The sequence below is a fragment of the Mesorhizobium sp. BE184 genome, from assembly GCF_031457045.1.
Lineage (GTDB): Bacteria > Pseudomonadota > Alphaproteobacteria > Rhizobiales > Rhizobiaceae > Mesorhizobium.
In genome coordinates this window covers 172,519-199,005 of record NZ_JAVDVU010000003.1, presented here as the reverse complement: position 1 = coordinate 199,005, position 26,487 = coordinate 172,519, and the positions used below count along the sequence as shown (strand labels likewise).

General features: G+C 63.5%; 26 protein-coding genes and 1 riboswitch. Of the genes, 13 read left to right on the top strand and 13 right to left on the bottom strand.

The window, feature by feature from the left end; genetic code table 11:
- Positions 1-29: 29 nt before the first annotated feature.
- Positions 30-107: riboswitch (SAM riboswitch) on the bottom strand.
- A 134-nt stretch (positions 108-241) separates the two neighbouring features.
- Together hisC and J2X35_RS14590 are read left to right on the top strand one after the other, a co-directional pair.
- Complete coding sequence (gene hisC / locus J2X35_RS14595) at positions 242-1,351, top strand: histidinol-phosphate transaminase (RefSeq protein WP_056112271.1); 1,110 nt, start codon at positions 242-244, stop codon at positions 1,349-1,351.
- A gap of 4 nt (positions 1,352-1,355) precedes the next feature.
- Positions 1,356-2,297, top strand: coding sequence for a prephenate/arogenate dehydrogenase family protein (locus J2X35_RS14590; protein WP_310186815.1), 942 nt, complete (start codon positions 1,356-1,358; stop codon positions 2,295-2,297).
- A gap of 48 nt (positions 2,298-2,345) precedes the next feature.
- Here the strand turns inward: J2X35_RS14590 and J2X35_RS14585 are convergent, their stop codons facing one another.
- A complete protein-coding gene (locus J2X35_RS14585; protein WP_310186813.1) occupies positions 2,346-3,341 on the bottom strand; it encodes a DUF2125 domain-containing protein in 996 nt (331 codons plus the stop codon).
- Positions 3,342-3,430: 89 nt separating this feature from the next.
- Here J2X35_RS14585 and J2X35_RS14580 point away from each other — a divergent pair, with 89 nt between their 5' ends.
- Positions 3,431-3,952: a gamma-glutamylcyclotransferase gene (locus J2X35_RS14580; RefSeq protein WP_310186811.1), complete on the top strand. Its 522-nt coding sequence runs from the start codon at positions 3,431-3,433 to the stop codon at positions 3,950-3,952.
- Positions 3,953-4,049: 97 nt separating this feature from the next.
- Positions 4,050-4,997, top strand: coding sequence for an aldo/keto reductase (locus J2X35_RS14575; RefSeq protein WP_310186809.1), 948 nt, complete (start codon positions 4,050-4,052; stop codon positions 4,995-4,997).
- On the opposite strand, the gene J2X35_RS14570 is transcribed toward J2X35_RS14575, so the two are convergent.
- The 4 genes from J2X35_RS14570 to ftsE all read right to left on the bottom strand — a co-directional run bounded on the left by J2X35_RS14570 (position 4,994) and on the right by ftsE (position 8,336).
- A complete protein-coding gene (locus tag J2X35_RS14570; protein WP_310186808.1) occupies positions 4,994-5,797 on the bottom strand; it encodes a 1-acyl-sn-glycerol-3-phosphate acyltransferase in 804 nt (267 codons plus the stop codon). The genes J2X35_RS14575 and J2X35_RS14570 overlap by 4 nt on opposite strands.
- Positions 5,798-5,888: 91 nt before the next feature.
- Positions 5,889-6,491: a YdcF family protein gene (locus J2X35_RS14565; protein ID WP_244478767.1), complete on the bottom strand. Its 603-nt coding sequence runs from the start codon at positions 6,489-6,491 to the stop codon at positions 5,889-5,891.
- A gap of 203 nt (positions 6,492-6,694) precedes the next feature.
- Complete coding sequence (locus J2X35_RS14560; RefSeq protein WP_310186806.1) at positions 6,695-7,684, bottom strand: ABC transporter permease; 990 nt, start codon at positions 7,682-7,684, stop codon at positions 6,695-6,697.
- Positions 7,677-8,336, bottom strand: coding sequence for a cell division ATP-binding protein FtsE (gene ftsE / locus J2X35_RS14555; protein ID WP_056112290.1), 660 nt, complete (start codon positions 8,334-8,336; stop codon positions 7,677-7,679). The genes J2X35_RS14560 and ftsE overlap by 8 nt, the downstream gene beginning before the upstream one ends.
- A 192-nt stretch (positions 8,337-8,528) precedes the next feature.
- On the opposite strand from ftsE, the gene J2X35_RS14550 reads away from it, so the two are divergent.
- The 3 genes from J2X35_RS14550 to J2X35_RS14540 are packed head-to-tail and all read left to right on the top strand — an operon-like array spanning position 8,529 to position 10,182.
- On the top strand, positions 8,529-9,191 hold the full coding sequence (locus J2X35_RS14550) for a hypothetical protein (RefSeq protein WP_310186803.1): 663 nt from the start codon (positions 8,529-8,531) through the stop codon (positions 9,189-9,191).
- A 20-nt stretch (positions 9,192-9,211) separates the two neighbouring features.
- Positions 9,212-9,760: a hypoxanthine phosphoribosyltransferase gene (gene hpt / locus J2X35_RS14545; protein WP_056112295.1), complete on the top strand. Its 549-nt coding sequence runs from the start codon at positions 9,212-9,214 to the stop codon at positions 9,758-9,760.
- A 59-nt stretch (positions 9,761-9,819) separates the two neighbouring features.
- Positions 9,820-10,182 carry a response regulator gene (locus J2X35_RS14540; protein WP_056112298.1) on the top strand — a complete coding sequence of 121 codons (363 nt, stop codon included), beginning with the start codon at positions 9,820-9,822 and terminating at the stop codon, positions 10,180-10,182.
- Between the two features lie 14 nt (positions 10,183-10,196).
- On the opposite strand, the gene J2X35_RS14535 is transcribed toward J2X35_RS14540, so the two are convergent.
- The 5 genes from J2X35_RS14535 to argH form a co-directional block, all read right to left on the bottom strand.
- A complete protein-coding gene (locus tag J2X35_RS14535) occupies positions 10,197-10,580 on the bottom strand; it encodes a glyoxalase superfamily protein (RefSeq protein ID WP_310186801.1) in 384 nt (127 codons plus the stop codon).
- Positions 10,581-10,620: 40 nt separating this feature from the next.
- Positions 10,621-13,194, bottom strand: coding sequence for a TIGR02302 family protein (locus J2X35_RS14530; protein ID WP_310186800.1), 2,574 nt, complete (start codon positions 13,192-13,194; stop codon positions 10,621-10,623).
- A gap of 134 nt (positions 13,195-13,328) precedes the next feature.
- A complete protein-coding gene (gene lysA / locus J2X35_RS14525) occupies positions 13,329-14,594 on the bottom strand; it encodes a diaminopimelate decarboxylase (RefSeq protein WP_310186799.1) in 1,266 nt (421 codons plus the stop codon).
- A gap of 18 nt (positions 14,595-14,612) precedes the next feature.
- Positions 14,613-14,822 carry a hypothetical protein gene (locus J2X35_RS14520; protein WP_310186797.1) on the bottom strand — a complete coding sequence of 70 codons (210 nt, stop codon included), beginning with the start codon at positions 14,820-14,822 and terminating at the stop codon, positions 14,613-14,615.
- A gap of 67 nt (positions 14,823-14,889) precedes the next feature.
- Positions 14,890-16,290, bottom strand: a complete 1,401-nt coding sequence (gene argH, locus J2X35_RS14515) for an argininosuccinate lyase (RefSeq protein ID WP_310186796.1) — start codon at positions 16,288-16,290, stop codon at positions 14,890-14,892.
- 31 nt (positions 16,291-16,321) lie between these two features.
- Between argH and tlpA the strand changes: the two genes are divergently transcribed.
- From tlpA to ugpC, 5 genes are all read left to right on the top strand, one after another.
- On the top strand, positions 16,322-17,014 hold the full coding sequence (gene tlpA, locus J2X35_RS14510) for a thiol:disulfide interchange protein TlpA (protein ID WP_310186793.1): 693 nt from the start codon (positions 16,322-16,324) through the stop codon (positions 17,012-17,014).
- A 245-nt stretch (positions 17,015-17,259) separates the two neighbouring features.
- Complete coding sequence (gene ugpB / locus J2X35_RS14505) at positions 17,260-18,567, top strand: sn-glycerol-3-phosphate ABC transporter substrate-binding protein UgpB (protein ID WP_310186791.1); 1,308 nt, start codon at positions 17,260-17,262, stop codon at positions 18,565-18,567.
- A 195-nt stretch (positions 18,568-18,762) separates the two neighbouring features.
- The gene (gene ugpA / locus J2X35_RS14500; RefSeq protein WP_056112327.1) at positions 18,763-19,647 is read left to right on the top strand and encodes a sn-glycerol-3-phosphate ABC transporter permease UgpA; all 885 of its coding nucleotides are present in this window, start codon (positions 18,763-18,765) and stop codon (positions 19,645-19,647) included.
- Positions 19,648-19,656: 9 nt separating this feature from the next.
- Entirely contained in the window at positions 19,657-20,505 is an 849-nt protein-coding gene (ugpE, locus tag J2X35_RS14495) for a sn-glycerol-3-phosphate ABC transporter permease UgpE (protein ID WP_310186786.1), read from the top strand.
- A 7-nt stretch (positions 20,506-20,512) separates the two neighbouring features.
- Positions 20,513-21,574: a sn-glycerol-3-phosphate ABC transporter ATP-binding protein UgpC gene (gene ugpC / locus J2X35_RS14490; protein ID WP_056112332.1), complete on the top strand. Its 1,062-nt coding sequence runs from the start codon at positions 20,513-20,515 to the stop codon at positions 21,572-21,574.
- Positions 21,575-21,591: 17 nt separating this feature from the next.
- Here ugpC and J2X35_RS14485 read toward each other — a convergent pair whose 3' ends face one another.
- The 3 genes from J2X35_RS14485 to J2X35_RS14475 form a co-directional block, all read right to left on the bottom strand.
- Complete coding sequence (locus tag J2X35_RS14485; protein WP_310186782.1) at positions 21,592-22,674, bottom strand: ABC transporter ATP-binding protein; 1,083 nt, start codon at positions 22,672-22,674, stop codon at positions 21,592-21,594.
- Entirely contained in the window at positions 22,671-24,245 is a 1,575-nt protein-coding gene (locus J2X35_RS14480) for an iron ABC transporter permease (RefSeq protein WP_310186780.1), read from the bottom strand. The genes J2X35_RS14485 and J2X35_RS14480 overlap by 4 nt, the downstream gene beginning before the upstream one ends.
- 163 nt (positions 24,246-24,408) lie before the next feature.
- Positions 24,409-25,419 carry an iron ABC transporter substrate-binding protein gene (locus J2X35_RS14475; RefSeq protein WP_310186777.1) on the bottom strand — a complete coding sequence of 337 codons (1,011 nt, stop codon included), beginning with the start codon at positions 25,417-25,419 and terminating at the stop codon, positions 24,409-24,411.
- 242 nt (positions 25,420-25,661) lie between these two features.
- Between J2X35_RS14475 and J2X35_RS14470 the strand changes: the two genes are divergently transcribed.
- Positions 25,662-26,453, top strand: coding sequence for a 3-hydroxybutyrate dehydrogenase (locus J2X35_RS14470; RefSeq protein ID WP_310186775.1), 792 nt, complete (start codon positions 25,662-25,664; stop codon positions 26,451-26,453).
- Positions 26,454-26,487: the final 34 nt, after the last annotated feature.

Here is a 26,487-nt window from a genome sequence, read left to right as displayed (position 1 = left end):
GGCGGCGAAATCGCGACCGGCCCCAGAGGATTTTGTGCTCCACGGTCCTTTAGCGATTTTTTTTACGTGGCTGCAAGCCGACCGGCCAAATCACCACGGGACTCCCCCTATTTAGAACCGGTGTGACTTGACGTCAATGATTCTCAACCGGCCGCCGCAGGAGCCGTCGCTCTCGACATTGAACCCGCCCGCCTGTATTCCCGCTGCGGCCCCGGCATGGAGCCCTGAACGGATACTTGTGATGGATCAGGCACAGGAAAAGATACGCCCCACCCCCCGCGCGGGGATCATGGACATTGACGCCTATGTGCCGGGCAAGAGCACCGCGCCGACGGGCGTGAAGCTGCACAAGCTGTCGTCGAACGAGAATCCGCTCGGCGCTTCCGAAAAAGCCATCGAGGCCGCCCGCGACGTGGCCGGACGGCTTGAGCGCTATCCGGACGGCTCGTCCCTGAAACTCAGGCAGGCGATCGCCGACACGCATGGGCTGAACCTCGCCAACGTGCTCGCCTTCAATGGCTCCGACGAAATCCTCGCGCTTCTGGCCCGCATTTATCTCGAGCCCGGCGACGAGGGCATCTACAGCGAGCACGGTTTCCTCGCCTACCCGATTTACATCCGGAGCACCGGGGCGACGGCCGTAGTCGCCAAGGAGAAGGACGAGCGGACCGACGTCGACGCCATATTGGCGGCTGTCACCCCGCGCACCAGGATCATCTTCCTCGCCAATCCGAACAACCCGACCGGCACCTACCTGCCGTTCGAGGAAGTGCGCCGCCTGCACGCGGGACTTCCGAAGAACGTCCTTCTGGTGCTGGACGCGGCCTACGCCGAATTTGTCCGCCGTAACGACTATGAGGCGGGCGTCGAACTGGTCGCCGGCAACGAGAATGTCGTCATGACCCGCACCTTCTCGAAGGTTCACGGCCTCGGCGGCGCTCGCATCGGCTGGTGCTACGCGCCTGCCTCCATCGTCGCCGCCGTCGAGCGGGTGCGTGATCCATTCAACGTCAACGCCATGGCCATCGAGGCAGGCGCCGCCGCGATGCGAGACCGCGCTCATGTCGAGAAAAGCGTCGCGCATAACGGCGAATGGCTGGATTGGCTGACGGTGGAACTGACGCAGATCGGCCTGCGCGTGACGCCCAGCGTCTGCAACTTCATCCTGATCCATTTTCCGGACGACGCGGCGCATTCGGCGGCAAAGGCCGACGATTATCTGACGGCACGCGGCTTCATCCTGCGCCGTGTCGCCGGCTACGGCTTCCCCAATGCGTTGCGCATGACCATCGGCACCGAAGAAGCGAACCGCGGCGTCGTGGCCGCGCTGTCCGCATTCCTGAAAAGCTGAGACCATGTCTGAACCGCTTTTTAACAAGATCGCGCTGGTCGGCATCGGCCTCATCGGCTCTTCGCTGGCGCGGGTCATCCGCCGCGAACATCTCGCCGGCCACCTCGCCATCTCGACGCGCAGCCAAGCCACGCTGAAGCGGGCCGAGGAGCTTGGCCTCGGCGACAGCTACACTACCGACGCACAACAGGCCGTGCGCGATGCCGATCTGGTGATCGTCTCGGTTCCGGTCGGCTCCTCCGGCCAGGTTGCGCAAGAGATTGCACCCAGCTTGAAAAGGGGAGCCATCCTCACCGATGTCGGCTCGACCAAGGGCTCGGTCATCGCCCAGATGCAGCCGCATGTGCCGCCGGGCGTGCATTTCATCCCCGGCCACCCGCTGGCGGGTACGGAAAAATCCGGCCCCGATGCCGGCTTCGCCGAGCTGTTCGAAAACCGCTGGTGCATCTTCACGCCGCTGCCCGATACCGATCCCGCCGCGCTGGAAAAACTGTCGGAATTCTGGCGCCGCTGCGGCTCCAACATCGACACGATGGACCCCCAGCACCACGACATGACGCTGGCGATCGTCTCGCATTTGCCGCACATCATCGCCTACAACATCGTCGGCACCGCCGACGATCTGGAATCGGTGACCAAATCCGAGGTCATCAAATATTCGGCGTCCGGCTTCCGCGACTTCACCCGCCTCGCCGCCTCCGACCCGACCATGTGGCGCGACGTCTGCCTGCATAACAAGGACGCGATCCTGGAGATGCTGGCGCGGTTTTCGGAAGACCTCGCCTCGCTGCAACGGGCGATCCGCTGGGGCGACGGCGAGAAGCTGTTCGACCTGTTCACCCGCACCCGCGCCGTCCGCCGTTCGATCATCGAGGCCGGGCAGGACATCGATGCCCCTGATTTCGGCCGCCAGGCGGTGGAGCATCCAGGCGGCAGTCGGCAATAGGCAGTCGGCAATCGAAATCCGACTGCCCACTGCCGATCTGCCGACTGCCTACTCCACCGGCTTGATCCGTCCGAGCGGAATGAAGCCGAGCGACGCCTTGCCCTTCACAACCTTGAGCGGCATCGACGTCTGGTTGCCCAGCATGGCGAGCGCCGCGAACCCCTGCCGGATTTCGCTATCCCTTTCCGGCATCGCCCTGGCGATGATGTCCGCGACCGCGTTCGGATTGCTGAGCTTGATCGTCAGATTGGCGTCGATCAGCCCCTCGGCATCGATCGAAACCGGTCCGGCGACGGTGATCCGCGCTTCGCCAGAGGACAGTTCGAGGTTGCGGAACTCGGCCGACTGACCTCTGAGGCTGCGGACCTTGCTGCGCAGCGCGGCGAGCCCGTTCTTGATCGTGGCGTCGGCGCTGCCGTCGAGCGGCGGCAACTCACGGCCCTTGATGGCCGCGGGATCGATCTGCAGGCCGTTGAAGGAACCCATATAGTCGAGATCCTCTCCGTTCGGCTGCACCTGGGCTTCCGCCGCGGTGGCGCTGAACAGCGAGACAGGCTCTCCCTCCTCCGGGTCGGTCTGGCCAGACAAGCCTTCGGCTGATGCCGCCAGTTCACCGGTGAGCGGCCAGGACAGCTTCGACTTGACCTGCAACCTGTCCCAGTCGAGCCAAAGCGGCGGCATTCCAGGGGCCGTCGTCCGCAAAGGCCCGGCAAGCTCGACATTGGGGAGAAAGAAATTCGCCAGGCTGGCCGAAGCATTGAGTCCGCCGGCCGAGGCCGCAACATTTCTGCCGTCGTCCTGATAGGCGAGGCTGTCGCAGGTGACAGAAAAGCGCAGCGGGAAGCCGCCGACCTGCAGGTTGACGCAATCGGCCTCGATGCCGTCCGCTTCCAGCGCGGCGATGGAGCGCGCGGTTTCCGTCCTCACCTTGTCCGCCGCCCAGAACCAGCCGGCGCTGTAGAGGCCGAACAGGACGGCCAGCGCCAGCACCAGCCATACGAGGCCGCGGCGGCGTCTGGGCCGATGCTCTTCACTTGACGTCATGCTGCGGCTCTCTTTAACCCGTTGGCTTTCGGCTCCGCTCGGGCGATCTCCCGATTCGGTAACATCCATTCTGTCACAGGCTCGGGCATATGGGCGATTTTTGGGTTTTTGGCTACGGCTCGCTGATCTGGCGGCCCGGCTTTGCCCATGTCGAAACGCAGCGCGCCCGGCTCTACGGCTACCGCCGTTCGCTCTGCGTCTATTCCTATGTCCATCGCGGCACGCCGGAAAGGCCGGGGCTTGTCCTGGGGCTCGACCGCGGCGGGTCCTGCGTCGGGCTGGCCTTTCGCGTGCCCGGCGACCTGCACGGCGAAGTCATGGCGTATCTGCGCGAACGCGAACTGGTCACCAGCGTCTATCTCGAACGCCGGCTGGCCGTGCGGCTCGAGACGGGTGCAAAGGTCGAGGCCACCGCCTATGTCGTCGACAGGGGTCACAAGCAATATGCAGGTGCTCTGGACGAAGCCGAGGCGGCATCCTTCGTCGGCGGGTCGGCCGGAAAATCCGGCCACAACGAAGACTATCTTTTCTCGACCATCGAACATCTGCAAGCTTTGGGAATCCGCGACCACTGGCTGGAGGCCGTCGCCGCGCGGCTCGCCAAATCGTGATCGGTTCGGCGACGAAACCGGCTCGATGTCTTTGAACTTTCGTCGCCAGAACCTAGGTTCTGGCTGGGCGGAATGATTCCCCGACAGGAGATTTATCGTGCAGAAACGTCGACTCGGTCGCACGGACCTTGAAATCGCGCCGCTGGTTTTCGGCGGCAACGTCTTCGGCTGGACCGCCGACGAGAAAACGTCGTTCGAACTTCTGGATCGCTTCGTCGACGCCGGGCTCAACACCATCGATACCGCCGATGCCTATTCCCGCTGGGTATCCGGCAACAAGGGCGGCGAATCCGAAGCCATCATCGGCAAATGGATGAAAAGCCGGGCCAACCGCGACAGCATCGTGGTCATCACAAAGGTCGGATCCGACATGGGACAGGGCAAGAAGGACCTGTCCGCATCCTACATCGAAAAAGCCGTCGAGGCCTCGCTCAAGCGCCTGCAGACCGATGTCATCGACCTTTATCTTTCCCATTGGCCTGATCCCACCGTTCCCCATGAGGAAACGCTCGGGGCCTATCAGAAGCTCATCGAGAAGGGCAAGGTTCGCCACATCGGCGCCTCGAACCTCGATGCCAGCCAGTTGCGGGCCGCGCTCGACGTGGCCAGATTGAGGGATTTACCGCGCTATGAGGTGCTGCAGCCCGAATACAACCTCTACGACCGCGCTTCGTATGACGGCGCGCTGCGCGACCTCTGCATGAAAGAGGACCTCGGCGTCATCACCTATTACAGCCTCGCCAGCGGCTTCCTCAGCGGCAAATACCGAACCGCCGCCGATCTCGGCAAGAGCGTGCGCGGCGGCGGCGTGAAGCGCTATCTCGACGTACGCGGCATGCGCATCCTGGCAGCCCTGGACGCCGTTGCGAAGCGCCGCAAGGCCGCACCCGCGGAAGTGGCGCTTGCCTGGATCATCGCACGGCCTGGCGTCACCGCGCCGATTGCCAGCGCCACCAGCGTCGAACAGGTGGAGAGCCTGGTGAAAGCCGCGTCTCTGGAACTTGATGCGGCCGATATCGAGGCGCTGGATTCGGCCAGCGCCTAAGCGTCTCGGCCTGCTCTGGCTCCACGCAGTTCCGCCAGCCGCTTGACGGCAGTTGGCGGCATTGGCGGTGCATTAGGTTCTTCGGCGGCCTCCAGAAGCAGCGCGTCGCAGGCGGCTTCCGTTTCGGAAATCAGCCGGTTCATGAATTCTTCCTTGTCCAGCCCGGCGGGGATGGCGGGCAGGAATCGCGCCTTGATGGTGCCCGGATAACGCAGGAACTTGCGGCGCGGCCAGTAGAGGCCGGCAACATGCGCAACCGGCACAACCGGCACGCCAAGCTGCGCATAAAGCTCGACGATGCCATATTTGTAGGCCGCCTCGTCTCCCGGCGCGCGGCGCGTCCCCTCGGGATAGATGATGAGCTGGCGCGGATTGCGCGCCATTTCTTGCCTCGTCGCCGAGACGACCGCCTTCAGCGCCCGCGAACGGCTGCCGCGATGGACCGGGATCATCCGCATCTTGAGAATGTACCAGCCGAAGAAAGGTATCCACGTCAGCTCGCGCTTGAGGATATAGAGCGGGTCGTCGAGATAGGGGAAGAAGGCGATCGCGTCCCAGAAAGACTGGTGTTTTGGAGCCAGGATGAACGACCCTTCCGGCAGGTTCTCCATGCCGGTGATATCGCTTTTCGTCCTGGCGACCTTCTCATAGAGCCACAGTGAGGTGCGCGACCAGAATTTCGGTACGAACCAGGCCCAGCTGCGCGGCGACAGGAAATAGTACGGCGTCCAGACGATCATCTGAACGATCAGATTGACGTAGAAGACGAAGTTGAAGGCCAGGGAGCGGATTTGGAGCATGCCGGGTGCCACGGTGAGACTGTGGCGTCGTACACCAAGCGCATGGCAAATGGAAAGGCTCACACGACCGTAGGATGGCGAAGACGGCGGATTAGTGAAGGTCAGTCTGCATCCCGGCGATGGCCACGCCATCCGCCGTCGGCTTGAGCGGCAGCACACCCCGCGCCAGCGCGACGAGGTATTTGTTGTATTCGGTGAACAGCACCCGCAGCGCTTCCGGCTTGGTCAGCCATTCGCCGTTGTCGAGGTTGGAGTTGACCACCGGATACGGCTCCAGCTTGGCGTGGCGCAAGAGCCGTCCCATCTCCAGCAGCGTGCGCGGCATGTGGTAGTTGTTGGTGACCAGGATGACGCTGCCATAGGCGTGGGTCTCGACCCATTTGGCGCTTTCCTCGGCATTGCCGATCGTGTCCAGCGCGGCGCGGTCGATGTCGACGCAGCAGGAGAACAACCGCCTGTCTCCGCCCGTCGCTTTCTGTAGCTGGCGGCGGCTTGCGGACGGGTGCACGCCTGAGATCAGCAGGCGTTCGCCCTTGCCCATGGCGAGCAGGTTCATGCCGGCATCAAGCCGCGATTGCCCGCCGGTCAGGACGATGATCGCATCCGCCTTCTGGGGATTGGCTGGAGTAACGAGGCGGCTGACATGGTTGGCGAACCAGCCGAAACCGATTGCAAACGCCAAAACCCCGGCCATGCATCCAAAAAGGACGGCGCGTACGACCGGCCATAACCGCAACGGCCGAGGCGTCGCCCTCGCCATTGAGGCCGCGTCAACCGTCCCGATCGATTCGCGCCCGTTCATCATCTCAAGATATGTCCTGGAACACAGCCGTTGGTAGTGTCCACGCGCATTTTCCGTTAAATTGTCTTTCCGTTCGTGATCTCCACAGTATGGTGCTAGCCTCCGTCCGTCTGGCGGACATCAAGGTCGCTCAGATAGGCGACGACAGTGACATGCGACGTCGCAGCCGTCAGAACGCCGATCAGACCGACCATGAGGATGACGCCGAGATACCCGGCCGAGCCGATGGCGAAATTTCCGAACAGCGCCGCGGCCTGGTCTGCCTGCGGCGTCGCCAGGTTGCGCGAGGCCCACCAGGAAAAAACCACGAACACCATGACGGCCGCGGCTCCGCCCGCGGCGGCGCCTTTCGTGCCGGTGACGAGGAAATGGCGCCGGAACTGGCGCGCGATGAAACGCGCTTCGGCGCCGACGAAATGCAGCACTTCAATGATATGGCCGTTGCCGGCCATGGCGCCGCGCGTCGCGAACACCACTGTCAGCACCGTGGCGACCAGCATCAGAGCAAGCACGGCTACGCCAATCGTTACCGTCGTGCGGGCCATGGCGACCAGACGATCCACCCAGGTGCGGTGATCGTCGAGCGCCGCGCCGGGAATCTTGCTGGCAAGGGCCGTGCGCAGCGCATCGAAGTTCGGTGGATTTGCTTGGTCGATGGTGACGATCACCAATCGCGGAACGGGCAGTTCGTCGATGTTCAGCCCGGTTCCCAGCCACGGTTCGAGCAGCCGGGCGGTCGCCTCGCGGTCGATGATCCGTGTTCCAGTCACGCCCGGCATACGGCTGGCCAGTTGCGCCGCTTCGCCGAGCGCCTTGTCCATGTCCAGCCCGTCCGCCGGCTTTATCTGGATCGTCGCCTCGCGGGAAATCTGGTTTTCCCACACCGAGGCCGTGTCGCGCACCAGCGTCACTGCGCCGAAAGCCAGGCACGACAGAAATGTCATGATGGCGATGACGCTGACCAGCGCCCGCCCGGCAATGTTCTGCTCCGGTACGATGGGCGCCGTACGGCGCTGCATACGGGGCTGCGGCTCGGCATTGCCGGCGGCTTCATCTTCAAGCGGTTCGGTAAAAAGCTCAGTCATAGATGTCGAGCCTGCCGTCAGCGAGGATGAGGCGGCGCGCGTCCACCTGTTCCATCAGGCCGAGATCGTGGGTGGCGATCACCACCGCCGTTCCCAGCCGGTTCAATTCTATGAACAGCCGCAGCAGCCGGCGGGCGAGCTGTGGATCGACATTGCCGGTCGGTTCGTCGGCCAGCAGGATTTCCGGCTGCTCGATCAGGGCGCGGGCTATTGCCGTGCGCTGCTTTTCCCCGCCGGAAAGAACCGGCGGCAGCACATGCATGCGCTCGCCCAGCCCCACCCATTTCAGCAGTTCGGTGACGTCCGTGCGGTAGCTGGATTCCTCGCGCCCGCGCACCCGCAGCGGCAGGGCGACATTTTCGTATGTCGTCATGTGGTCGAGCAGGCGGAAATCCTGGAACACGACGCCGATGCGCCGCCTGAGATAGGGCAGTTCGGCCCGTGTGATGCGCGACCTGTCCTTGCCGAATACGGTGATCAGGCCGCGCGTCGGCTTCAGCGACATGAACAGAAGGCGCAGCAATGTCGTCTTGCCGGCGCCGGAGGGACCGCTGAGGAACTGGAATGAGCGCTCCGGTATCTGCAGGGAGATGTCGCGGAGGATTTCCGGACCCATGCCATAACGGAGGCCGACATTTTCGAAGCGGATCACGTTCGGCGGCCTGAAATTCTAGGATCAATTCTAAAGAGCAGAAAGCTGCCCATTTCTTCGAAACGACCATCGGCCGCCATGGTTAACGAACGATTAAGGGTATCCGGTTTTCGGGTCGTCAAACAGGCCTCGGTGGTGAAGCGTTAACCATTACGGTTTACGCAAAAGAAACGGAGAACGAAAAGGGCCAGCATGGCTGACAGGCAGAGCGCACGCCCGGTTTCCGGCGAAATCATGACGGCGTTGAAGGATCCGCCTGCGGCAGCGGCATATGTTCCACCGGCCGCGGCAGGGGACGTCGTCGATGCGGACTACGAAGTGCTGCCGCGCTTCGGCCGCCGCGATAATCCGCGAAACGGACCCGATGGCCTTTCCGCGTCCGCTGACAATGTTGCCGCCGCGCAGGGAATGGACATGCTGCGCAAGCCCGATGCGGCATCCGCGCCATCCACACCGGGCCGACGCGGCGGACCGATCTTCTGGACGGCAGGCGCCTGTGCCGTCTTCGCCGCTTTCTGGATTTCCGGCGGCCACGTGCTGTTGCGCGGCGCGGCCGCCTCGCTGGCGCAGGACCCGCCAGCGGTCCTCAACCTCACCTCGATCACGTCACGGGTCGATACATCCGGCGCAAACCCCGTGCTTTTCGTCGATGGCGAGGCCGGAAACGACGGTGCGGAGGCCTCGGCCCTGCCGCCGCTCGAAATCCACGTCACCGGAAAGGACGGCACCATCACCCGTTACCGTCTGGGCACATCGGGCCGCTTGCTCGCATCGGGGGAAAGATTCGCCTTTTCCAGCCGGCTGGAGGTGCCTAAGAATGGAGTAAAGAACGTCTCCGTGGCGTTCGCACGATAAACGGATTGTCGGGAGCCCGAATGCCAGTCGTCCGCGACAAGGATATCGAAGTGCTTTTTTCGGCGTCGGCGATAGCCCGGCGCAATCTGGAACTGGCCAAGGACATCGCCGGCCACGATTATCACGACCTGCTCGTCATCTCGGTGCTGAAAGGTTCGTTCGTCTTCGCCGCCGATCTCATCCGCGCCATGCACGATGTCGGCCTGTCGCCTGAGGTCGAGTTCATCTTCATTTCAAGCTATGGCGCCGGCACCACGTCAGGTGAGGTGAAGGTCCTGCGCGACATCGACAATGATGTTGCCGGACGCGACGTGCTTTTGATCGACGACATTCTGGAATCGGGCAAGACGCTGACCTTCGCGCAGGACCTGATGCTTTCACGCGGCGCAAAAAGTTGCTCCATCGCCGTGCTGCTGGACAAGCGCATGCGCCGTCAGACAGCGCTCAACGCCGATTATGTCGGCTTCGACTGCCCCGATTATTTCGTCGTTGGCTACGGCATGGACGTCGCGCACGCTTTTCGCGAGCTTCCGTTTGTCGGGGTTGTGCGGGGCGATGCCCAACCCTGAACCGCTTTCATTGCCGCCTCTCAGTAAAAGTTTAACGACTCGCCGCGAATATCCGCGCCATGGCAAAATTGTTGATCGTCGAGGACGATGAGTCCGTCCGTATTCTCGCAGCCCGCGCGCTCGAACGCGCCGGGCACTCCATCGATGTGGCCGCAGACGGCGCGCAAGGGCTGGCTTCTATCCGCGCCGCCAATGGCGGATACGATCTCGTCGTCTCGGATATCCGTATGCCGGAAATGGACGGCATCGAGATGGCGATGACAGCCGCGCAGGCTTTCCCCGCGATGAAGATGATGCTGATGACCGGCTATGCCGACCAGCGCGAGCGCGCCGAGGAGCTGAACGGCATCATTCTCGACGTCGTGCAGAAGCCCTTCACCCTCGCCGAAATCCGCGACCGGGTCAGCCGCGTTCTGAGCTGACAAGCAGCCTGCGGTCACGCCTCGGGCGGACTGCCGGCGTCCTCGTAGAAATGCAGGCGGTTGCCGAAGGGATCACCGACGGAAACCTCCCTTGTGCCCCACGGCGGGTTTTCGAGGCCGGGGCGGGCGAAGCGGTATTTCTTGTCGGTCAGTTCACGATGAAACGCGGCGATGTTTTCCACCCGGATGCGCACAGCCGATCCGGGCGATGCGTCGCCGTGATGCTCGCTCAGATGCAGAACGCAATCGTCGCGGGAAACCGCCATGTAGAGCGGCGCGTTGTCGTCGAAGCGATGTTCCCACTGCACCTCGAAGCCAAGAAAATCGAGATAGAACTCGCGCGCCTTCGCGATGTCGAACATGCGCAGGATAGGGGTGACGGCTCCTAATTTCGGCATCGTGTCCGTGCTCAGAATTTTCGTGCGCGTTTGGCGCCGGTTATTTGAGTTCCAGCAGGCGCTCGAGATAGCTGCGCTCGACATCGGGGCTGAGCGCATTGCCGAGCCGCTTGCGGATGGCTTCCAGAATCTGGCGCGCCCGCTGCGCGTCGATTTCATCCGGCACCTTCACCGAATCGCCACGGTCCGGGCCGTCTGTCGTGCGCGGCCGGCCAAGCGGATCGCGGTCGGCGTTCTGCTGACGCCCGCCCTGCTCGCTGCCGCCTTCGTCGCCCTGCATGGCCTGAAGCTGCTGCATCATGTCCTTGGCGCCCTGGCGCAGCGCTTCCAGCGCCCGGCCCTGATGGCCGACGGCGCCCTCGCCTTCGCCTTGGCCGAGCGACTGCTCTGCCTCGCCCATGGACCGGCCCGCCTGGCCAAACCCTTCATTCGGCTCGATGCCCAGCCCCTGAAGGCCTTTCTTGAGCTGCTCCAGCTCGCTCTGCAGTTGCCCTTGGCCCTGCTGCAGCTGCTTCAAGGCCTCGGCGAATTCCTCCGGCGTCATTGGCTGGCCATTTTGGGGCTTGCCGTTCTGCCCCTGCTGGCCTTGGCCCTGCTGCTGCTCGCCGTCGCCGTCCATCTGCTGCTCGCCGTTCTGGCCACGCTGCATCTGGTCCATGCGAAACGTCTCGTTCATCATCTCCTGCTGGCGCCGCATGATCTCGCCCAGCTTGTCCATCTGCTGGCGCATCTCGCTGTTCTGCTGGCCCTGCTGTTGCTGACGGCCGGCCTGCAGATTGTTCATCATGTTCTCGAGCTGCGAGAGCAGCTCCTGCGCCTGGTCGCGATCGCCGGATTTGGCCAGGTTCTCGATCTGGTCCATCATCCGTTCGAGATCGTTCTGGGTAAGCTCCTGCGCATCCTGCGGCGGCTGGGCCGCGTTCTTGTTGTTGCGGTTCTTCTCCGCGAACTCACGCAGGAAATCGTTCATCGCCTGACGCAGTTCCTGCATCAGTTTGCTGATTTCCTCTTCGCTGGCGCCGTTCTTCAACGCATCCTTCAACGCCTGCTGCGCCTGCCGGAGCTTCTTTTCCGCTGCCGAGAAATCGCCTTCCTCGATACCCAGCGCTACTTCCCAAAGATAGGAGACGACATCGCGGAGCTGGTCGTCGCTCTCGGCCTGCTTGAGGCGGCTGCGCGCGCTCATGATGGCAAGATAGTGCGCCAGGTTGCTGAACGTGTCTTCCGGCCGCAGCGTGATCGCGTCCATCAGGTCGATCACGCGCGGCTTGGCGTTGGCGTCAAGCGCCAGCAGCCGGCGATCCTCGATCACGGCGCGAGCCAGCGGATTGGTGAACGGCCGTTCCGGCATCACCAGCGTCTTGGTTTCGCTGCGGGCCACCTGGCCGGCGGCATCGACCGCTTGCAGCGTTATCTTGACCGGCGCGCCGGCCCAGACATGCTCCATCATGTCCTTGGTGGTCTTGGCGGCGTTGTTCTTGGCGTTGCGGCGCGGCAGCGACAGCGGCATTTCCGGCGGGCCGTAGAGCGGGCGCGCATTCGGCGCCTGCGGCTCGGCCAGCGCGAAATCCGTCTTGGCCGACGCCGCGCCGTAATCGTCCTCGATCTGGTAATTGAGTTCCAGCGAGCCGTTGACGGCGCGTTTCGGCTCGCCGACGAAGCGGATTGTCGGCCCGGTGTCCGCCTGCACGGCGAAGCTCCAGCGTTTCAGCTCATCCTCGCCGGATTTCAGAACCAGCATGCCGTCCTTCGACAGCTTGCCGGAGAACAGCAGCGGAGCAGCCATTGGCGAACCCGCGCTGTCGGTCTTCTGGTCATCCTTCGGCGCTTCGGCGGCGATGGCCCGGACATTGCCGTCGGCTTCCGTATAGCTCAGCGCCTCGTCGCCATTGCCGCCAGTCACGCGCAGCGAGACGTCGCTGCCCTGCGGCACCGTGAAAGCCTGAGCAGCCTGGTTGGCTTCGGCGGTCAGGAAGATCGGGGCCTTGCCGGTGTAGGGCGGCGGCGTGACCCAGGCGTCGATCCGCGCCGGCACGGCATCCACGGAGGCGCGTTGCACGAAGGGATCGCGGATGCTGCCGCCGAGCGGGCCAAACGAAAAGGCGAAGGCGGCGACCAGCACCAGCGCGACGAGCGCGCGCAGCCCCCAAGGGTCGCGCTCCGGTATGCTGGTGCGTGGCAGATCCGCTCCGATCGACCCGAGGCGGGCGGCCATGCGTTTCTGGTGTTCGCGCCAAAGGGCTTGTGAGAAACCGGTATCGCGGCCGCTCGGACGGTCGCTCTGCACCAGCACGGGGCTATGCAGCAGCGCGTTCGCGGCCTCGATGCGTCGGTCTACTTCGACCGCCAACGGCCAGCGGAAGAACCGCAAGGGATAAAGCGCGGCCAGCGCGGCCAGCACGAAAATCCCGGCAAGCGCGAGACGCGCCAGGTCCGGCAGCAGTGCGAACAGCCCCAACCATGCAGCGCTCAGGAACAGTGCCACGACGAGCAGCAGCGGCAGGACGAGCGGCCAGACGCGTTCGACCACCATGGCGGCGCGCGTGAACAGCCGGCTGGCGGCCAGCCGTGCCGAAAGGCTTCCGTCGGGATTTGTCGCGGGTCGCTCTGTCATCGGCCCTTCCGGGGCCGGCCGGAATGGCGCGGCCTCACAGTCCCAAGAATAGCAGCAAACACGGCAAAGGCGAGGCAGGCTCCCGAAAACGTGAACTTGCTGTTCGGAGATCGTTTGGAAAAGCGTCGGAGCGCTCAGAGCCAGTCGGGAATGATGTCAAGCCCGATCAGTTCGTCATAGGTCGGACGCGCCCGCACCACGGCGAAGCGGTCGCCGTCGACCAGCACTTCCGGCACGATCTGCCGGGAATTGTAGGCGCTGGACTGCACCGCGCCATAGGCGCCTGCGGTGCCGACCGCGATAAGGTCGCCGGCCTTCATCCGCGGCAGGTCGCGGTCATGGCCCAGGAAATCGCCCGTCTCGCAAACCTGGCCGACCACGTCGACGCGCAGGCGCGGCGAAGTATCCGCAGCCTGGACCACCGGGAAGATGTCGTGGAACGCGTCGTAAAGCGTCGGCCGGATGAGGTCGTTCATCGCCGCGTCGACGATCAGGAAGTTTTTTGCCTCGCCTTCCTTCACATAGATGACTTCGGAAACCAGAATGCCGGCATTGCCGACGATCAGTCGGCCCGGTTCGAACAGCACCTTCACGCCCAGCCTGGCGAAGTGCTTGTGCACGATGGCTGCATAGGCGTCCGGCAGCGGCGGCGGATTGTTGTCGCTTCTGTAGGGAATGCCGAGACCGCCGCCCAGATCGACATGCTCGACCGTATGGCCGTCGGCCCGCAGCGAGCCGACCAACTCCGCCATCAGCGCGAAGGCGTCGTCGAATGGCTGCAGATCGACGATCTGGCTGCCGATATGGGTATCGATGCCGACCGGCCGCACGCCCGGCAGTTCGGCGGCGCGGGCAAAGACGTGGCGCGCTCGCTGCCACGGAATACCGAACTTGTTCTCGGCCTTGCCGGTGGAAATCTTCTTGTGCGTCTTGGCGTCGACGTCGGGGTTGATGCGGATCGACACCCGGGCGAGCTTGCCCGCCGCCGTCGCGCGCGCCGAAAGCAGCTCAAGCTCCGGTTCGGATTCGACGTTGAAGCAAAGTATGCCGGCAGCCAGCGCGAAATCCATCTCGCCGGCCGTCTTGCCGACGCCGGAAAAGACGATCCTGTCAGCCGGAATTCCGGCCGCGAGCGCGCGCCGCAACTCGCCTTCGGAAACCACGTCGGCGCCGGCGCCGAGCTTCGCCAGCGTCTTCAGCACCGCCTGGTTCGAATTGGCCTTCAGCGCGTAGCACACCAGTGAATCGAGCCCGGCGAACGCTTCAGAAAACACCCGGAAATGCCGGGTCAGCGTCGCCGTCGAATAGCAGTAGAACGGCGTACCGACCTGCGCGGCGATGGCCGGTATGGCGACATCTTCGGCGTGCAGGACGCCGTCGCGGTACTCGAAATGGTTCACTGTAGGGCGGTCCGGAGCTTACTGGATGAGCTTGTCGAGGAAGAACGGCTTGTTGGTGTCCGGTTTCTGCGGCTCCGGCGGCAGCGGTTGCTTGGCCTTCTCCGCTGCCTTGCGCGCATCGACCGCCGCCTCGTAGGGCGTGTCGAGCCCCGCCTTGCGGCCGCAGGCGGCCACGGTGGCCATCACGGCGACAAGCGCCAAGGTCGTCAACATCCTGCCTGCGGTCATCTGATCATCCGTCCGAGCTGATTGCCTGCCGCTTTTAACCGAGTTTTTTCCGGTTTGCACCCCGGCATCATGCCTTCGGCAAGCGCTTCTTCCAATAGCGTATCTGCCGCCTGACCTCGGCCGGCGCGGTGCCGCCGAAAGAGGTCCGGCTCTTCACCGAATTCTGTACCGAAAGCACTGTAAATACGTCATCGGTGATGCCGTGATGGATCGAGCGCAGATCGTCCAGCGACAGCTTCTCCAGCCCGACCTTCTTCTCCTCGGCCAGCGCCACCGCCCTGCCGGTGACGTGGTGCGCCTCGCGAAACGGCATGTTCAGACTCCGCACCAGCCAGTCGGCCAGATCGGTGGCCGTGGAATAACCGGAGCCGGCGGCCTTCTTCATCGCCGCCACATTGACAGTAAGGTCGCCGATCATGCCCGTCATCGCCGCCAGCATCAGGTCGAGCGTCTCGGCGGCGTCGAAGACTGCTTCCTTGTCTTCCTGCATGTCCTTTGAATAGGTCAGCGGCAGCCCCTTCATCACCGTCAGCAGTCCGACCAGATGGCCGTTGACGCGACCGGTCTTGGCGCGCACCAGTTCGGCGGCGTCCGGGTTCTTCTTCTGCGGCATGATCGACGAGCCGGTCGAATAGCTATCGGACAACCTGACGAAGCCGAATTGCGGCGTCGACCAGATGACGATCTCCTCCGCAAGCCGCGAAAGATGCGTCGCGGTTATCGCCGCGACCGACAGGAATTCCAGTGCGTAGTCGCGGTCGGAAACGCTGTCGAGCGAATTGCGCGTCGGCTCGCGGAAGCCCAGCGCCTTGGCGGTCTGGTGCCGGTCGACCGGGAATCCGGTGCCGGCGAGCGCGGCCGCGCCGAGCGGGCTTTCGTCCATGCGCTCCAGCGCGTCGCGCACCCTGGAAAGGTCGCGCGCAAACATTTCGACATAGGCCATGCAGTGATGGCCGAAGGTGACCGGCTGCGCCGTCTGCAGATGGGTGAAACCAGGCATCACAGTCGCGGCGTGCTCTTCGGCTCTGGTCAGCAGCGTCTCGATCAACCCCTTGAGGGCCACGGCCACCCGGTTGAACTCGTCCTTCACCCACAGCCGGAAATCGACCGCCACCTGATCGTTGCGTGAGCGCGCCGTGTGCAGCCGCCCCGCCGCCGGACCGATCAGCTCGGCCAGCCGCGCCTCGACATTCATGTGGATGTCTTCCAGCCGGGTCGAAAAAGCGAATTTGCCGGACTCGATCTCTGCCAAAATCGTGTTCAGCCCGTGAGCGATTTTCTGTTGATCGTCCGCCGAAACAATGCCCGTCTGCGCCAGCATTTCGCTATGGGCGATGGAGCCGCGTATGTCCTGCGCATAGAGCTTGCGGTCGAAGCCGATTGAGGCGTTGATCGCCTCCATGATCGCGGCCGGACCCGAGGCAAAACGTCCGCCCCACATCTGGTTGCTGGCCTTCTTGTCGCTCATCGCTATAACCCGTTTCCCGGAGCATTCGAAAATGGCAGACGGTAATCGTTTCTTCCCGGCGTCACGCCTCATCCTTGTCGCCCTGGTGGCGGGCGTGCTGGCCGGTGCGGTCGCGGTATATGTCAGGGAGAGCGGCTCTGGCAACAATGCGCCTGGAAATGCAGCCACACAGGTGGCTGTCGGCGATAGCGCTGACGACAAGGTCTGTGCCGCCAAGGCCGACGAATCCAGGAAAATATCGGATGCCGCGACCGGCCACGTCGCGGCGCTTCTGCCGGCATCGCCGCCGCAATCGCTGAAAACGCTCGCCTTCAACGATCCCGACGGCAAGCCGATGAGCTTGGCCGACCGCGCCGGCAAAATACTGCTGGTCAATTTGTGGGCGACATGGTGCGCGCCCTGCCGCGCCGAGATGCCGGCGCTCGATGCCCTGCAGAAGGACAAGGGCGGTGACAGGTTCGAGGTCGTCGCCGTCAATGTCGACACCGGCGACGATGCGAAGCCGAAGAAATTCCTGTCCGACATCGCAGTATCCAACCTCGCTTTTTACCGTGACCCGACGCTGAAGCTGTTCAACGACGTCAAGACGCGAGGGCTGGCGCTGGGCTTGCCGGTCACCATGCTGGTCGACTCCGAAGGCTGTCTGATCGCATATATGAACGGTCCAGCGGAGTGGGCGGGACAGGATGCACGCGCGCTGGTGGATGCCGCGACCGGTCTCTGAGAACCGTTTTCCGTCGCTCTCATCTTCATGGACAGGGTTTCATCGATAGCCAGCGAAGCAATTCGCTGTTACCGCGCATCGTTTACAACTCGAAAGATCAGGCCATTTTTGGCAATTCAAACGAAACCGATATGAAAAAGGTGTGAAAATTCACACCTGTGCAACAAAACCGTTGTCGGGCTGTCATATTCGACCCATACTCCCTGCCGCGGTCCCTTTCCGCCAACGACATATGGGAGTGAAACATGAAATTTCATGGCTTTGCGGCCTCACTGGCCGCGCTGACCCTTTTTTCAACGACATCGGCTTTCGCCGCCACCCAGATCAGCTGGTGGCACGCCATGACAGGCGCCAACGCCGAGGTCGTCAACAAGATCGCCAAGGACTTCAACGCCAGCCAGAGCGAATACGAGCTCATGCCGGTTTTCAAGGGAACTTACCCCGAGACGCTGAACGCCGGCATCGCCGCGTTCCGCGCCGGCCAGGCGCCTGAGATCATGCAGGTTTTCGACGTCGGCACCGGCGTCATGATGGCCGCTGAAGGCGCGGTGAAGCCAGTTGCCGATGTGCTCACCGAAGCCGGCGCCAAGTTCGATAAGGCCGCGTATCTGCCCGGCATCGTTGCTTACTATTCGAAGCCCGACGGCACGATGCTGTCCTTCCCCTACAACTCATCCTCGCCGATCCTCTACTACAACAAGGATATCTTCCAGAAGGCCGGGCTCGACGTGAACAACCCGCCCAAGACCTGGAACGAGGTCTGGGACGCGGCCAAGAAGATCAAATCGAGCGGCGCCGCTCCCTGCGGTTATACCTCGACCTGGCTCACATGGATTCATCTCGAGAACTTCGCCGCCTGGAACAACGTTCCTTGGGCGACCCAGGAAAACGGTCTCGCCGGCGGTGACGTCGAGCTCAAGATCAACGCGCCGCTCTATGTGAACCACTTCCAGGCCTTGGCCGATCTCGCCAAGGACGGCACCTTCAAATATGGCGGCCGCACTTCGGAAGCCAAGCAGATCTTCCTCGCCGGCGAATGCGGCATCTTCACCGAATCGTCCGGCGGCCTCGGCGACATCGTCAAGTCGGGCATGAACTACGGCATCGGCCAGCTGCCCTACGACAGCGATGCGCCCGGCGCCCCGCAGAACACCACGCCTGGCGGCGCCAGCCTCTGGGTCTTCGGCAACAAGACGCCCGAACAGTACAAGGGCGTCGCGGCCTTCTTCACCTATTTGTCGCAGACCGACGTGCAGCAGTATCTGCACGAGAAGTCGGGCTATCTGCCAGTCACGCTGGCGGCTTACGAAGCCACCAAGAAGTCGGGTTTCTACGAGAAGAACCCCGGCCGTGAAACGCCGATCCTGCAGATGATGGGCAAAGCGCCGACCGAAAACTCGAAGGGCGTTCGTTTGCCGAACCTGCCGCAGGTGCGCGACATCCAGAACGAGGAGTTCGAGAACATGCTGGCCGGCAAGCAGACCGCCCAGCAGGCGCTCGACAACGCCGTCAAGCGCGGCAATGCGGCCATCAAGGAAGCGTTGGGGAATTGAGCGCATTGACCCTCCCCCTTGCGGGAAGGGTCGGTGAGATGCTTTGCAACGCAAGGCGATCGAGACGGGTGGGGGCCAGAACATGATCTGCCGGAAGATGGATTTGACCTGTTCACCCCCACCCCGCTTCGCAATTTCCGCTCCGCTTCAATTGCTCATCGACCCTCCCCACACGGGGGAGGGTAAGGCGCCAGCATGACCCCCCGCGTCGTCTTCCCGAACAAGTTCCTGCCTTACCTTCTGGTGGCGCCGCAGCTCGCCATCACGCTGATCTTTTTCTACTGGCCGGCGGGGCAGGCGCTTTACCAATCCATGTTGAAGGAAGACCCCTTCGGCCTCAGATCGAAATTCGTCTGGTTCGACAATTTCAAACGCGTCCTCTCCGACCCCAGCTATCTCAACTCCATCAAGGTCACGATCGTCTTTTCCGTGGCGACGGCGGCGGTGGCAATGTGCGTGGCGCTGCTGCTGGCGGTCATGGCCGACAAGGTCGTGCGCGGCAAAGGCTTCTACCGCACCCTGATGATCTGGCCCTATGCGGTGGCCCCCGCCATCGCCGGCATGCTCTTCCTGTTCCTGTTCAACCCGTCCATCGGCAGCCTGGCGGTTCTCCTGCGCCGGGCCGGCATTCCGTGGGACCCGGTGCTGAACGGCAACCATGCGATGATCCTTCTGGTGATCGCCGCGGCCTGGAAACAGATCAGCTACAATTTCCTCTTTTTCGTCGCCGGTCTGCAGGCGATCCCGAAAACGCTTATCGAGGCGGCCGCCATAGATGGCGCCGGCGAAACCAAGCGCTTCTGGACTATCGTCTTCCCGCTGCTCGCGCCGACGACGTTCTTCCTGCTCGTCATCAACACGACCTACGCCTTCTTCGACACGTTCGGCATCGTTCACGCCGTCACCGGCGGTGGCCCCGGCAAGTCGACCGAAACGCTGGTCTACAAGGTCTACAATGACGGCTTCGTCAACCTGATCCTCGGCTCGTCCGCAGCCCAGTCGGTCATCCTGATGGTCATCGTCATCGCCCTCACCGCCATCCAGTTCCGCTATGTGGAGAAGAAGGTGCATTATGGTTGAGGCTGCACGATGATCGGCCAATCTCCCGTCCGCACCTTGATCGCTCATGCCGTCCTGATCCTCGGCATATTGATCGTGGCGTTCCCGATCTACTACACCTTCGTCGCCTCGACCCACACGCTGCAGACGATCCTGCGGCCACCGCTGCCGCTGCTGCCCGGTGGCGAGTTCCTGCGCAACTACACGGAAGCGCTGTTCGGCGGCATCGGCCGCATCGGCGGTGTCGGCGTCGGCACGCTGTTGCTCAACACCACGATCGTCGCGGTGGGCATCGCGGTCGGCAAGATCATCATTTCCATCCTGTCGGCCTACGCGATCGTCTTCTTCCGCTTTCCGTTCCGGATGACGTTCTTCTGGCTGATCTTCATCACGCTGATGCTGCCGGTTGAGGTCCGCATCCTGCCGACCTACAAGGTCATGGTCGACTTCGGCCTGATCGACACCTATGCCGGGCTCATCATCCCGCTCATCGCCTCGGCGACCGCGACGCTGCTGTTCCGGCAGTTCTTCATGACCATTCCGGGTGAACTGGTCGAGGCGGCCCGCGTCGATGGCGCTGGTCCGTGGCGGTTCTTCTTCGATATCCTTTTGCCGCTGTCGCGCACCAACATCGCCGCGCTCTTCGTCATCCTCTTCATCTATGGCTGGACGCAGTATCTGTGGCCGCTTCTGGTCACCAACCGCAACGATATGAACACCATCGTCATCGCGCTGAGGAAGATGGTGTCCTTCGCCGACGCCGACACCCAGTGGCACCTCGTCATGGTCACCGCCATGCTCGCCATCGTGCCGCCGATCCTCGTGGTGGTGCTGATGCAGCGCTGGTTCGTGCGCGGCCTCGTCGATTCCGAAAAGTGAGAACCTGATGGCGACTGTCGATCTCAAGGATGTGGAAAAGGTCTATGGCGGAGCGGTCAAGGCCGTCAAAGGCGTCACCATCGCCATACCCGACAAGGCGCTGTGCGTGCTGGTCGGTCCCTCCGGTTGTGGCAAGTCCACCCTCTTGCGGATGATCGCCGGGCTGGAGACCATCTCCTCCGGCACCGTTTCGATCGACGGCAAGGTGGTCAACGAAATCGGCCCGACCGAGCGCGACATCGCCATGGTGTTCCAGAATTACGCGCTTTATCCGCACATGAAGGTCTACGACAACATGGCCTACGGCTTGCGCAACCGCGGCATGCCGAAGGACGAAATCGACAGGCGCGTCAAGGACGTGGCCGCGACGCTGGAGCTTGCGCATCTGCTCGACCGCCGTCCGCGCGAACTGTCCGGCGGCCAGCGCCAGCGCGTCGCCATGGGCCGCGCCATCGTCCGCAATCCCAAGGTCTTCCTGTTCGACGAGCCGCTTTCCAACCTCGACGCAAAGCTGCGCGGCCAGATGCGCGTCGAAATCAAGAATTTGCAGCGGTCGCTTGGCGTCACCTCGGTATACGTCACCCATGACCAGCTCGAGGCGATGACGCTGGCCGACATACTGGTGGTCATGAACGCTGGCCTGGTCGAGCAGATGGGCGCGCCGCTCGACATCTATGAAAAGCCGGCCTCGACCTTCGTCGCATCCTTCATCGGCGCACCGCCGATGAACCTTTTGCCGATCGTTGCCAGCGGCAACGGCGCTACACTGGCCGACGGAACTGATATCGGCATGGCAGCGCCGGCGAACGCCGTCACCCTCGGCTTCCGGCCGGAAGATGTCGATGTCGTCATGAACGCAGACAGGCCGGAGGGGGCGGTCGCGCTTCCCGCGCGGGTCGAAGCGGTCGAGCCTGTCGGCGCGGAAAGCTTTCTCTACTGCGCCGCCGCCGGAAACCGCATCGTCGTGCGCGTCTCGGGCCGCGCCACGGCCAAGCCCGACGACGACCTGCGCATCGTCGCCAAAAGCGAAAAGCTGCACTGGTTCGATCAGGCGGGGAAGCGCGTCTAACCCGATCGGGTCAACCCTTACCCGAACACATGCGCCTTGCCGGCAACGCTGATGCGGACGATCTCGCCGACCGCCGGCGCGTCAGTGCCGGGCTTTTTCAACACCAGCGGCGTGTTGCCGATAGCCGCTGCGTCGGGCGGATTGGAATTGTTCATGAGCCGCACCGCCACCGTGCAGGTCGCGCCGGCGAACTCCGATTCCACCACCTCGCCGAACAGCATATCCGGCGTGCCTGACATGCCCTGCCGCGTCGTCCGCTTGATCAGCAGCTGCTCCGGCCTCAGCATGATGCGGGCGACCTCGCGGCGTCCGTTTTCATCGACCGGAATACGGCCGAGCTGGCATTCGGCAAAACCATCGGCGACGCGCGCCGGCAGCACGATGGCGTCGCCGAGAAATTCGGCCACCATGCGGTTCACCGGTTTCAGGTAGAGATCGCGCGGCGTTCCCACTTGCGAGAACTTGCCGTCGCGCATGACCGCCACCTGGTCGGCGAAGGAAAGCGCCTCCGCCTGATCGTGCGTGACCAGAATGGTGGTGATGCCGGCGCCTTCCAGAAGCTCCGCCACAGCCTTGCGCATCGAGGCGCGCAGGCCGGTATCGAGCGCCGAGAACGGCTCGTCGAGCAACATCAGGCGCGGCTTCATCGCCATGGCGCGCGCCAGCGCGACGCGCTGCTGCTGGCCGCCAGAAAGCTGGTGGGGACGGCGCTTCAGGATCGCCTTGTCGAGGCCGACGATGTAGGCCAGTTCGCTGATGCGCTCGGCCCGCTTGTGCTCGTCCTTGCGCATGCCAAAGCCGATATTGTCCGCGATCGTCAGGTGCGGGAACAGCGCCCCGTCCTGCGCCACCACGCCGATGCCACGCAGGTGCGCCGGCACCACGCCGGCCTCGTCCGCCAGCGTATGCCCGTCGAGCGCGATCCGGCCATTGTCCGGCGCCTCGAAGCCGGCGATCAATCGCAAAAGCGTGGTCTTGCCGCAACCGGACGGGCCAACGATCGCCGTCCGGCTGCCGGCCTGCACGGCAAGATCGATGCCGTTGAGCGCGGCGACCGGCCCGTAACGTTTTGTCAGCCCGGAAAGCTCGAGAAGGCTCATCGCCCGGCCATCCTTTTCGACTGCACATAAAGCAACCAGGTGAGCGGCAGCGAGACCGCCACCATGATCGCCGCATAGGGCGCAGCCGACGCATAGTCGATTTCGCCGCTGTAGTTCCAGAACGCCATCGCCAGCGTGCGCGTGCCGTTTGGCGCCAGCATCTGGGTTGCGGTCAGCTCGTTCATGATGCCGAGCGCCACAAGCGCGATGCCGGCGGCGGCGCCCGGCGCCGAGAGCCGGATCGTCGTCGCCCACAGCGCCTTGGCCGGCGAGCGCCCAAGGCTTCCGGCCGCACGCTCCAGCTCGACCGGAGCCTGCGCAATGGAAGCGCGCAGGCTGATGATGGCGCGCGGCAGGAACATCAGCGCATAGGCGACCAGGATCGTCACCATGGTCTGATAGAAGAACGGCAAGGTCCGCACGGTGACCGTCACCAGCGCCAGCGCCACCACCACGCCGGGCAGCGAGCCGACGACATAGTTGCAGCCTTCGAGCATGCGCTGCAGCCGGCCGGGCGAGCGGATCGATAGCCAGGCGATGGGTATGGCGGCGGCGGTCGCCAGCAAGCCGCCCACGACCGCCAGGAAAAGCGTCTGGCCAAGCGCGCGGCCGATCTCGTCGAGCCGCCAGATTTCCGAGCCGCCGGCGACAAGCCAGCGGCCTATGGTCCAGAAGGGCACCCCGAGCGACAGGCACGTCACGGCGGCCAGCAGCAGGCTGCAAGGCAATGCAAGCAAACCCAGCCGCGCGCGCTGCAATGGCCGCGCCGCGCCCGATCCGACGCGGGCGTAGCGCTCTTCGCCGCGCACCAGCACCTCGACCGCCAGCAGCGCCAGGCAGCAGGCAACCAGGACACCTGCCAGCATGTTCGCCGCCGGTCCGTTGAAGGTCGACTGGAACTGGTCGACGATGGCCGTGGTGAAGGTGTCGAAGCGGACGAAAACATAGAGACCGTACTCGGCCAGCAGATGCAGGCCGACGAGCAGCGCGCCGCCGCATATCGCCAGCCTCAGCTGCGGCAGCACCACCCGGAAGAACACCCGCCACGGCCCCAGCCCCAGCGACGCTGCACTGTCTTCGAGCGCGGGGTCAAGCCGGCGCATCGCTGCCGACAACGGCAGATAGAGGAACGGAAAATACGCGATGACCGAAATCAGCACGCCGGCGAACAGTCCGTGCAGCCCCGGCACCATCGTCACCCAGGCGTAGCTATGGACGAAGGCCGGAATGGCCAGCGGCGCGACCGAAAGCCAGGACCATAGCCGCGCGCCCGGCAGGTCGCTGCGCTCGGTCAGCCACGCCAGCGCTATCGAGAGCAACGCCGATATCGGCACGGCAAAAATCACCAGCAGCAGCGTGTTGACCAGCAGATCGCCGACGCGCGGCCTGAAGACCAGCGCCGCGACTGTCGACCACCCCGCCTGGATCGCAGCGACGGCGACGAATACGATCGGCAGAAGCGCGAAGGCCGAGACCAGTACGGCGCAGGCGGCAATCCAGCGCACTGGATACCGGCGGCGATGCAGGGTTCTCCCCCGATAAGCCCCGCCTGAGGCTGCCGCGGATGTCATGACTGCGTGGCCGCGTGCAGACCGCCCCAGCGACGGACCTCAATGCGTCGGACACGGCTGGGGGTAAAGCTGCTCGAAAACATCGTCAGACGCCATGTGGCAAACGAAGGCTCCCGCGGACACCGCGGGAGCCGGATCGCTGCCCTTTTAGAACCTGCGCCAACTAAAGCAAGCCGACCGCCGTCATCAGATCGGTGACCTTCTTGGAATTGAGTGCCGAAGCCTCGACTTTTGGCGCCTGCAGATCGGCCAAGGGCACCAGCCTGGCGTTGGACTGCGCGTCCTTGCCAACCGCATACTCATAGGACGTGCCATTCTGGAGGATGTCCTGCCCGCCCTTGCCGGCGATCCACTTGAGGAAAGCCTGCGCTTCCTTGGGATGCTTGCTTGACGCCAGCACACCGCCGCCGGAGACCGAAACGAACGCACCCGGATCCTGGTTCTTGAAGTAGTGCAGGTCGACGTTCTTGCTGTTCTCGCCGGTCTTCGCCTGATCGCCGAAATAGTAATAGTGATAGATGATGCCGCCTTCGATCTCGCCGGCATTGACCGCCTTCATCACCGTGCCGTTGCCGCGATAGGCGGTGAAGTTTTCCTTCATGCCCTTCAGCCAGTTCGCCGTCGCCTCTTCGCCTTTCAGCTCAAGCAGCGCGCTGACGATCGCCTGGAAGTCGGCGCCCGAAGGCGATGCCGCCCAGCGCCCCTTCCAGCTCGGATCCGCAAGCTCCAGCATCGACTTCGGCAGCTTGTCGGCCGGCAGCTTTTCCTTGTTGTAGACAAAGACGGTGCTGCGGGCGGCGATACCGGTCCACTTGCCGCTGGACGGACGATATTCGTCGGGGATCAGCGCCAGCGTGTCGGCGTCGACCGGCGCGAACAGTCCGGCGGTCTCCACCAGCACCATGGCGGGCGAGTTCTCCGTCAGGAAGACATCGGCGGGCGAGGACGCGCCCTCGGCGACGATCTGGTTCGAGAATTCGCTGTCGGACCCGTTGCGCAGCGTCACCTTGATACCGGTTTCCTTGGTAAAGCCTTCGGCCCATTCCTTGGCCAGGCTTTCGTGCTGGGCGTTGTAGACGACGATCTCGCCGGCATCCTGCGCAACAGCAGGTCCCGTGAGCGAACTCACGGCAAGCGCCGCCGCCGCTGCCCAGGTGGAAAATGCAAATCTCATGGTCGTCTCCTTGCTTGTCCGGCTTGTCGCAATGGCCGTAGCAATACATGAACGTCTAGATCAAGTTTTTTCGTTCCGGAAACGACGATTCGACGATTCGGCGGGACGATCGCGTGATCCCGAACCCTGCCTTCGTCGGTAGCGCACTTTCCCCAGCGTCACGTTTCGCGCTATTTGTCTCGTCGTCAACCCGCCATATATTGCACTGCAACATCGCTCGGCCCTCATCCTGGAACCCCGTCATGACAGACCCGACACCGCGCAAGACAGCAATCGTCACCGGCTCCACCTCCGGCATAGGCAAGGCGATTGCCGAGGCGTTGGCGGCCGCGGGCTGCAATGTCGTCGTCAATTCCTTTTCCGACACGCCTGCCGACCACAAGGTCGCCGCGACAATTGCGGCAAAACACGGCGTCAGGGCGCTCTATGTGAAGGCGGATATGTCGAAGGGTGCGGAATGCCGCGCGCTCGTCGAAAGGACGGCGCAGGCCTTCGGATCGGTCAACATCCTCGTCAACAATGCCGGCATCCAGCATGTTGCGCCGGTCGAGGACTTCCCGGCTGAAAAGTGGGACGCCATCATCGCCATCAACCTGTCCTCGGCCTTCCACACGATCGCCGCCGCCATACCGCTGATGAAGAACGCCGGCGGCGGCCGCATCGTCAACATCGCCTCGGCGCACGGGTTGGTCGCATCACCGTTCAAGTCCGCTTATGTGGCGGCCAAGCATGGCATCATGGGCCTGACCAAGACGGTGGCGCTGGAATTGGCGCGGGAGAAGATCACCTGCAACGCCATCTGCCCCGGCTACGTGCTGACGCCGCTGGTCGAAGCGCAGATCCCCGACCAGATGAAGGCGCACAACATGGACCGCGAGACGGTCATCCGCGAAGTGATGCTGGAAAAGCAGCCGACGCGCGAATTCGTCAGCGTCGAACAGGTCGCGGCGACCACTGTCTTCCTGTGTTCAGACGCCGCCGCGCAGATAAACGGCACGCATATCTCGGTCGATGGCGGCTGGGTGGCGCAATAGGCAAGCCACCCAGTCCACATCTGAAAATCAATCG

What these genes read in the sequence shown, in the direction of transcription:
- ugpB (WP_310186791.1), top strand. Translation starts at nt 17,260, where the DNA reads ATGAAATTTCATGGCTTTGCGGCCTCACTGGCCGCGCTGACCCTTTTT.
- J2X35_RS14560 (WP_310186806.1), bottom strand. Translation starts at nt 7,684, where the DNA reads ATGACTGAGCTTTTTACCGAACCGCTTGAAGATGAAGCCGCCGGCAAT.
- J2X35_RS14565 (WP_244478767.1), bottom strand. Translation starts at nt 6,491, where the DNA reads ATGGCCGGGGTTTTGGCGTTTGCAATCGGTTTCGGCTGGTTCGCCAAC.
- J2X35_RS14585 (WP_310186813.1), bottom strand. Translation starts at nt 3,341, where the DNA reads ATGACGTCAAGTGAAGAGCATCGGCCCAGACGCCGCCGCGGCCTCGTA.
- J2X35_RS14470 (WP_310186775.1), top strand. Translation starts at nt 25,662, where the DNA reads ATGACAGACCCGACACCGCGCAAGACAGCAATCGTCACCGGCTCCACC.
- J2X35_RS14540 (WP_056112298.1), top strand. Translation starts at nt 9,820, where the DNA reads ATGGCAAAATTGTTGATCGTCGAGGACGATGAGTCCGTCCGTATTCTC.
- J2X35_RS14570 (WP_310186808.1), bottom strand. Translation starts at nt 5,797, where the DNA reads ATGCTCCAAATCCGCTCCCTGGCCTTCAACTTCGTCTTCTACGTCAAT.
- ugpA (WP_056112327.1), top strand. Translation starts at nt 18,763, where the DNA reads ATGACCCCCCGCGTCGTCTTCCCGAACAAGTTCCTGCCTTACCTTCTG.
- hpt (WP_056112295.1), top strand. Translation starts at nt 9,212, where the DNA reads ATGCCAGTCGTCCGCGACAAGGATATCGAAGTGCTTTTTTCGGCGTCG.
- J2X35_RS14590 (WP_310186815.1), top strand. Translation starts at nt 1,356, where the DNA reads ATGTCTGAACCGCTTTTTAACAAGATCGCGCTGGTCGGCATCGGCCTC.
- ugpE (WP_310186786.1), top strand. Translation starts at nt 19,657, where the DNA reads ATGATCGGCCAATCTCCCGTCCGCACCTTGATCGCTCATGCCGTCCTG.
- tlpA (WP_310186793.1), top strand. Translation starts at nt 16,322, where the DNA reads ATGGCAGACGGTAATCGTTTCTTCCCGGCGTCACGCCTCATCCTTGTC.
- J2X35_RS14485 (WP_310186782.1), bottom strand. Translation starts at nt 22,674, where the DNA reads ATGAGCCTTCTCGAGCTTTCCGGGCTGACAAAACGTTACGGGCCGGTC.
- J2X35_RS14520 (WP_310186797.1), bottom strand. Translation starts at nt 14,822, where the DNA reads ATGACCGCAGGCAGGATGTTGACGACCTTGGCGCTTGTCGCCGTGATG.
- hisC (WP_056112271.1), top strand. Translation starts at nt 242, where the DNA reads ATGGATCAGGCACAGGAAAAGATACGCCCCACCCCCCGCGCGGGGATC.
- ugpC (WP_056112332.1), top strand. Translation starts at nt 20,513, where the DNA reads ATGGCGACTGTCGATCTCAAGGATGTGGAAAAGGTCTATGGCGGAGCG.
- J2X35_RS14480 (WP_310186780.1), bottom strand. Translation starts at nt 24,245, where the DNA reads ATGACATCCGCGGCAGCCTCAGGCGGGGCTTATCGGGGGAGAACCCTG.
- J2X35_RS14535 (WP_310186801.1), bottom strand. Translation starts at nt 10,580, where the DNA reads ATGCCGAAATTAGGAGCCGTCACCCCTATCCTGCGCATGTTCGACATC.
- J2X35_RS14580 (WP_310186811.1), top strand. Translation starts at nt 3,431, where the DNA reads ATGGGCGATTTTTGGGTTTTTGGCTACGGCTCGCTGATCTGGCGGCCC.
- J2X35_RS14475 (WP_310186777.1), bottom strand. Translation starts at nt 25,419, where the DNA reads ATGAGATTTGCATTTTCCACCTGGGCAGCGGCGGCGGCGCTTGCCGTG.
- argH (WP_310186796.1), bottom strand. Translation starts at nt 16,290, where the DNA reads ATGAGCGACAAGAAGGCCAGCAACCAGATGTGGGGCGGACGTTTTGCC.
- J2X35_RS14530 (WP_310186800.1), bottom strand. Translation starts at nt 13,194, where the DNA reads ATGACAGAGCGACCCGCGACAAATCCCGACGGAAGCCTTTCGGCACGG.
- J2X35_RS14550 (WP_310186803.1), top strand. Translation starts at nt 8,529, where the DNA reads ATGGCTGACAGGCAGAGCGCACGCCCGGTTTCCGGCGAAATCATGACG.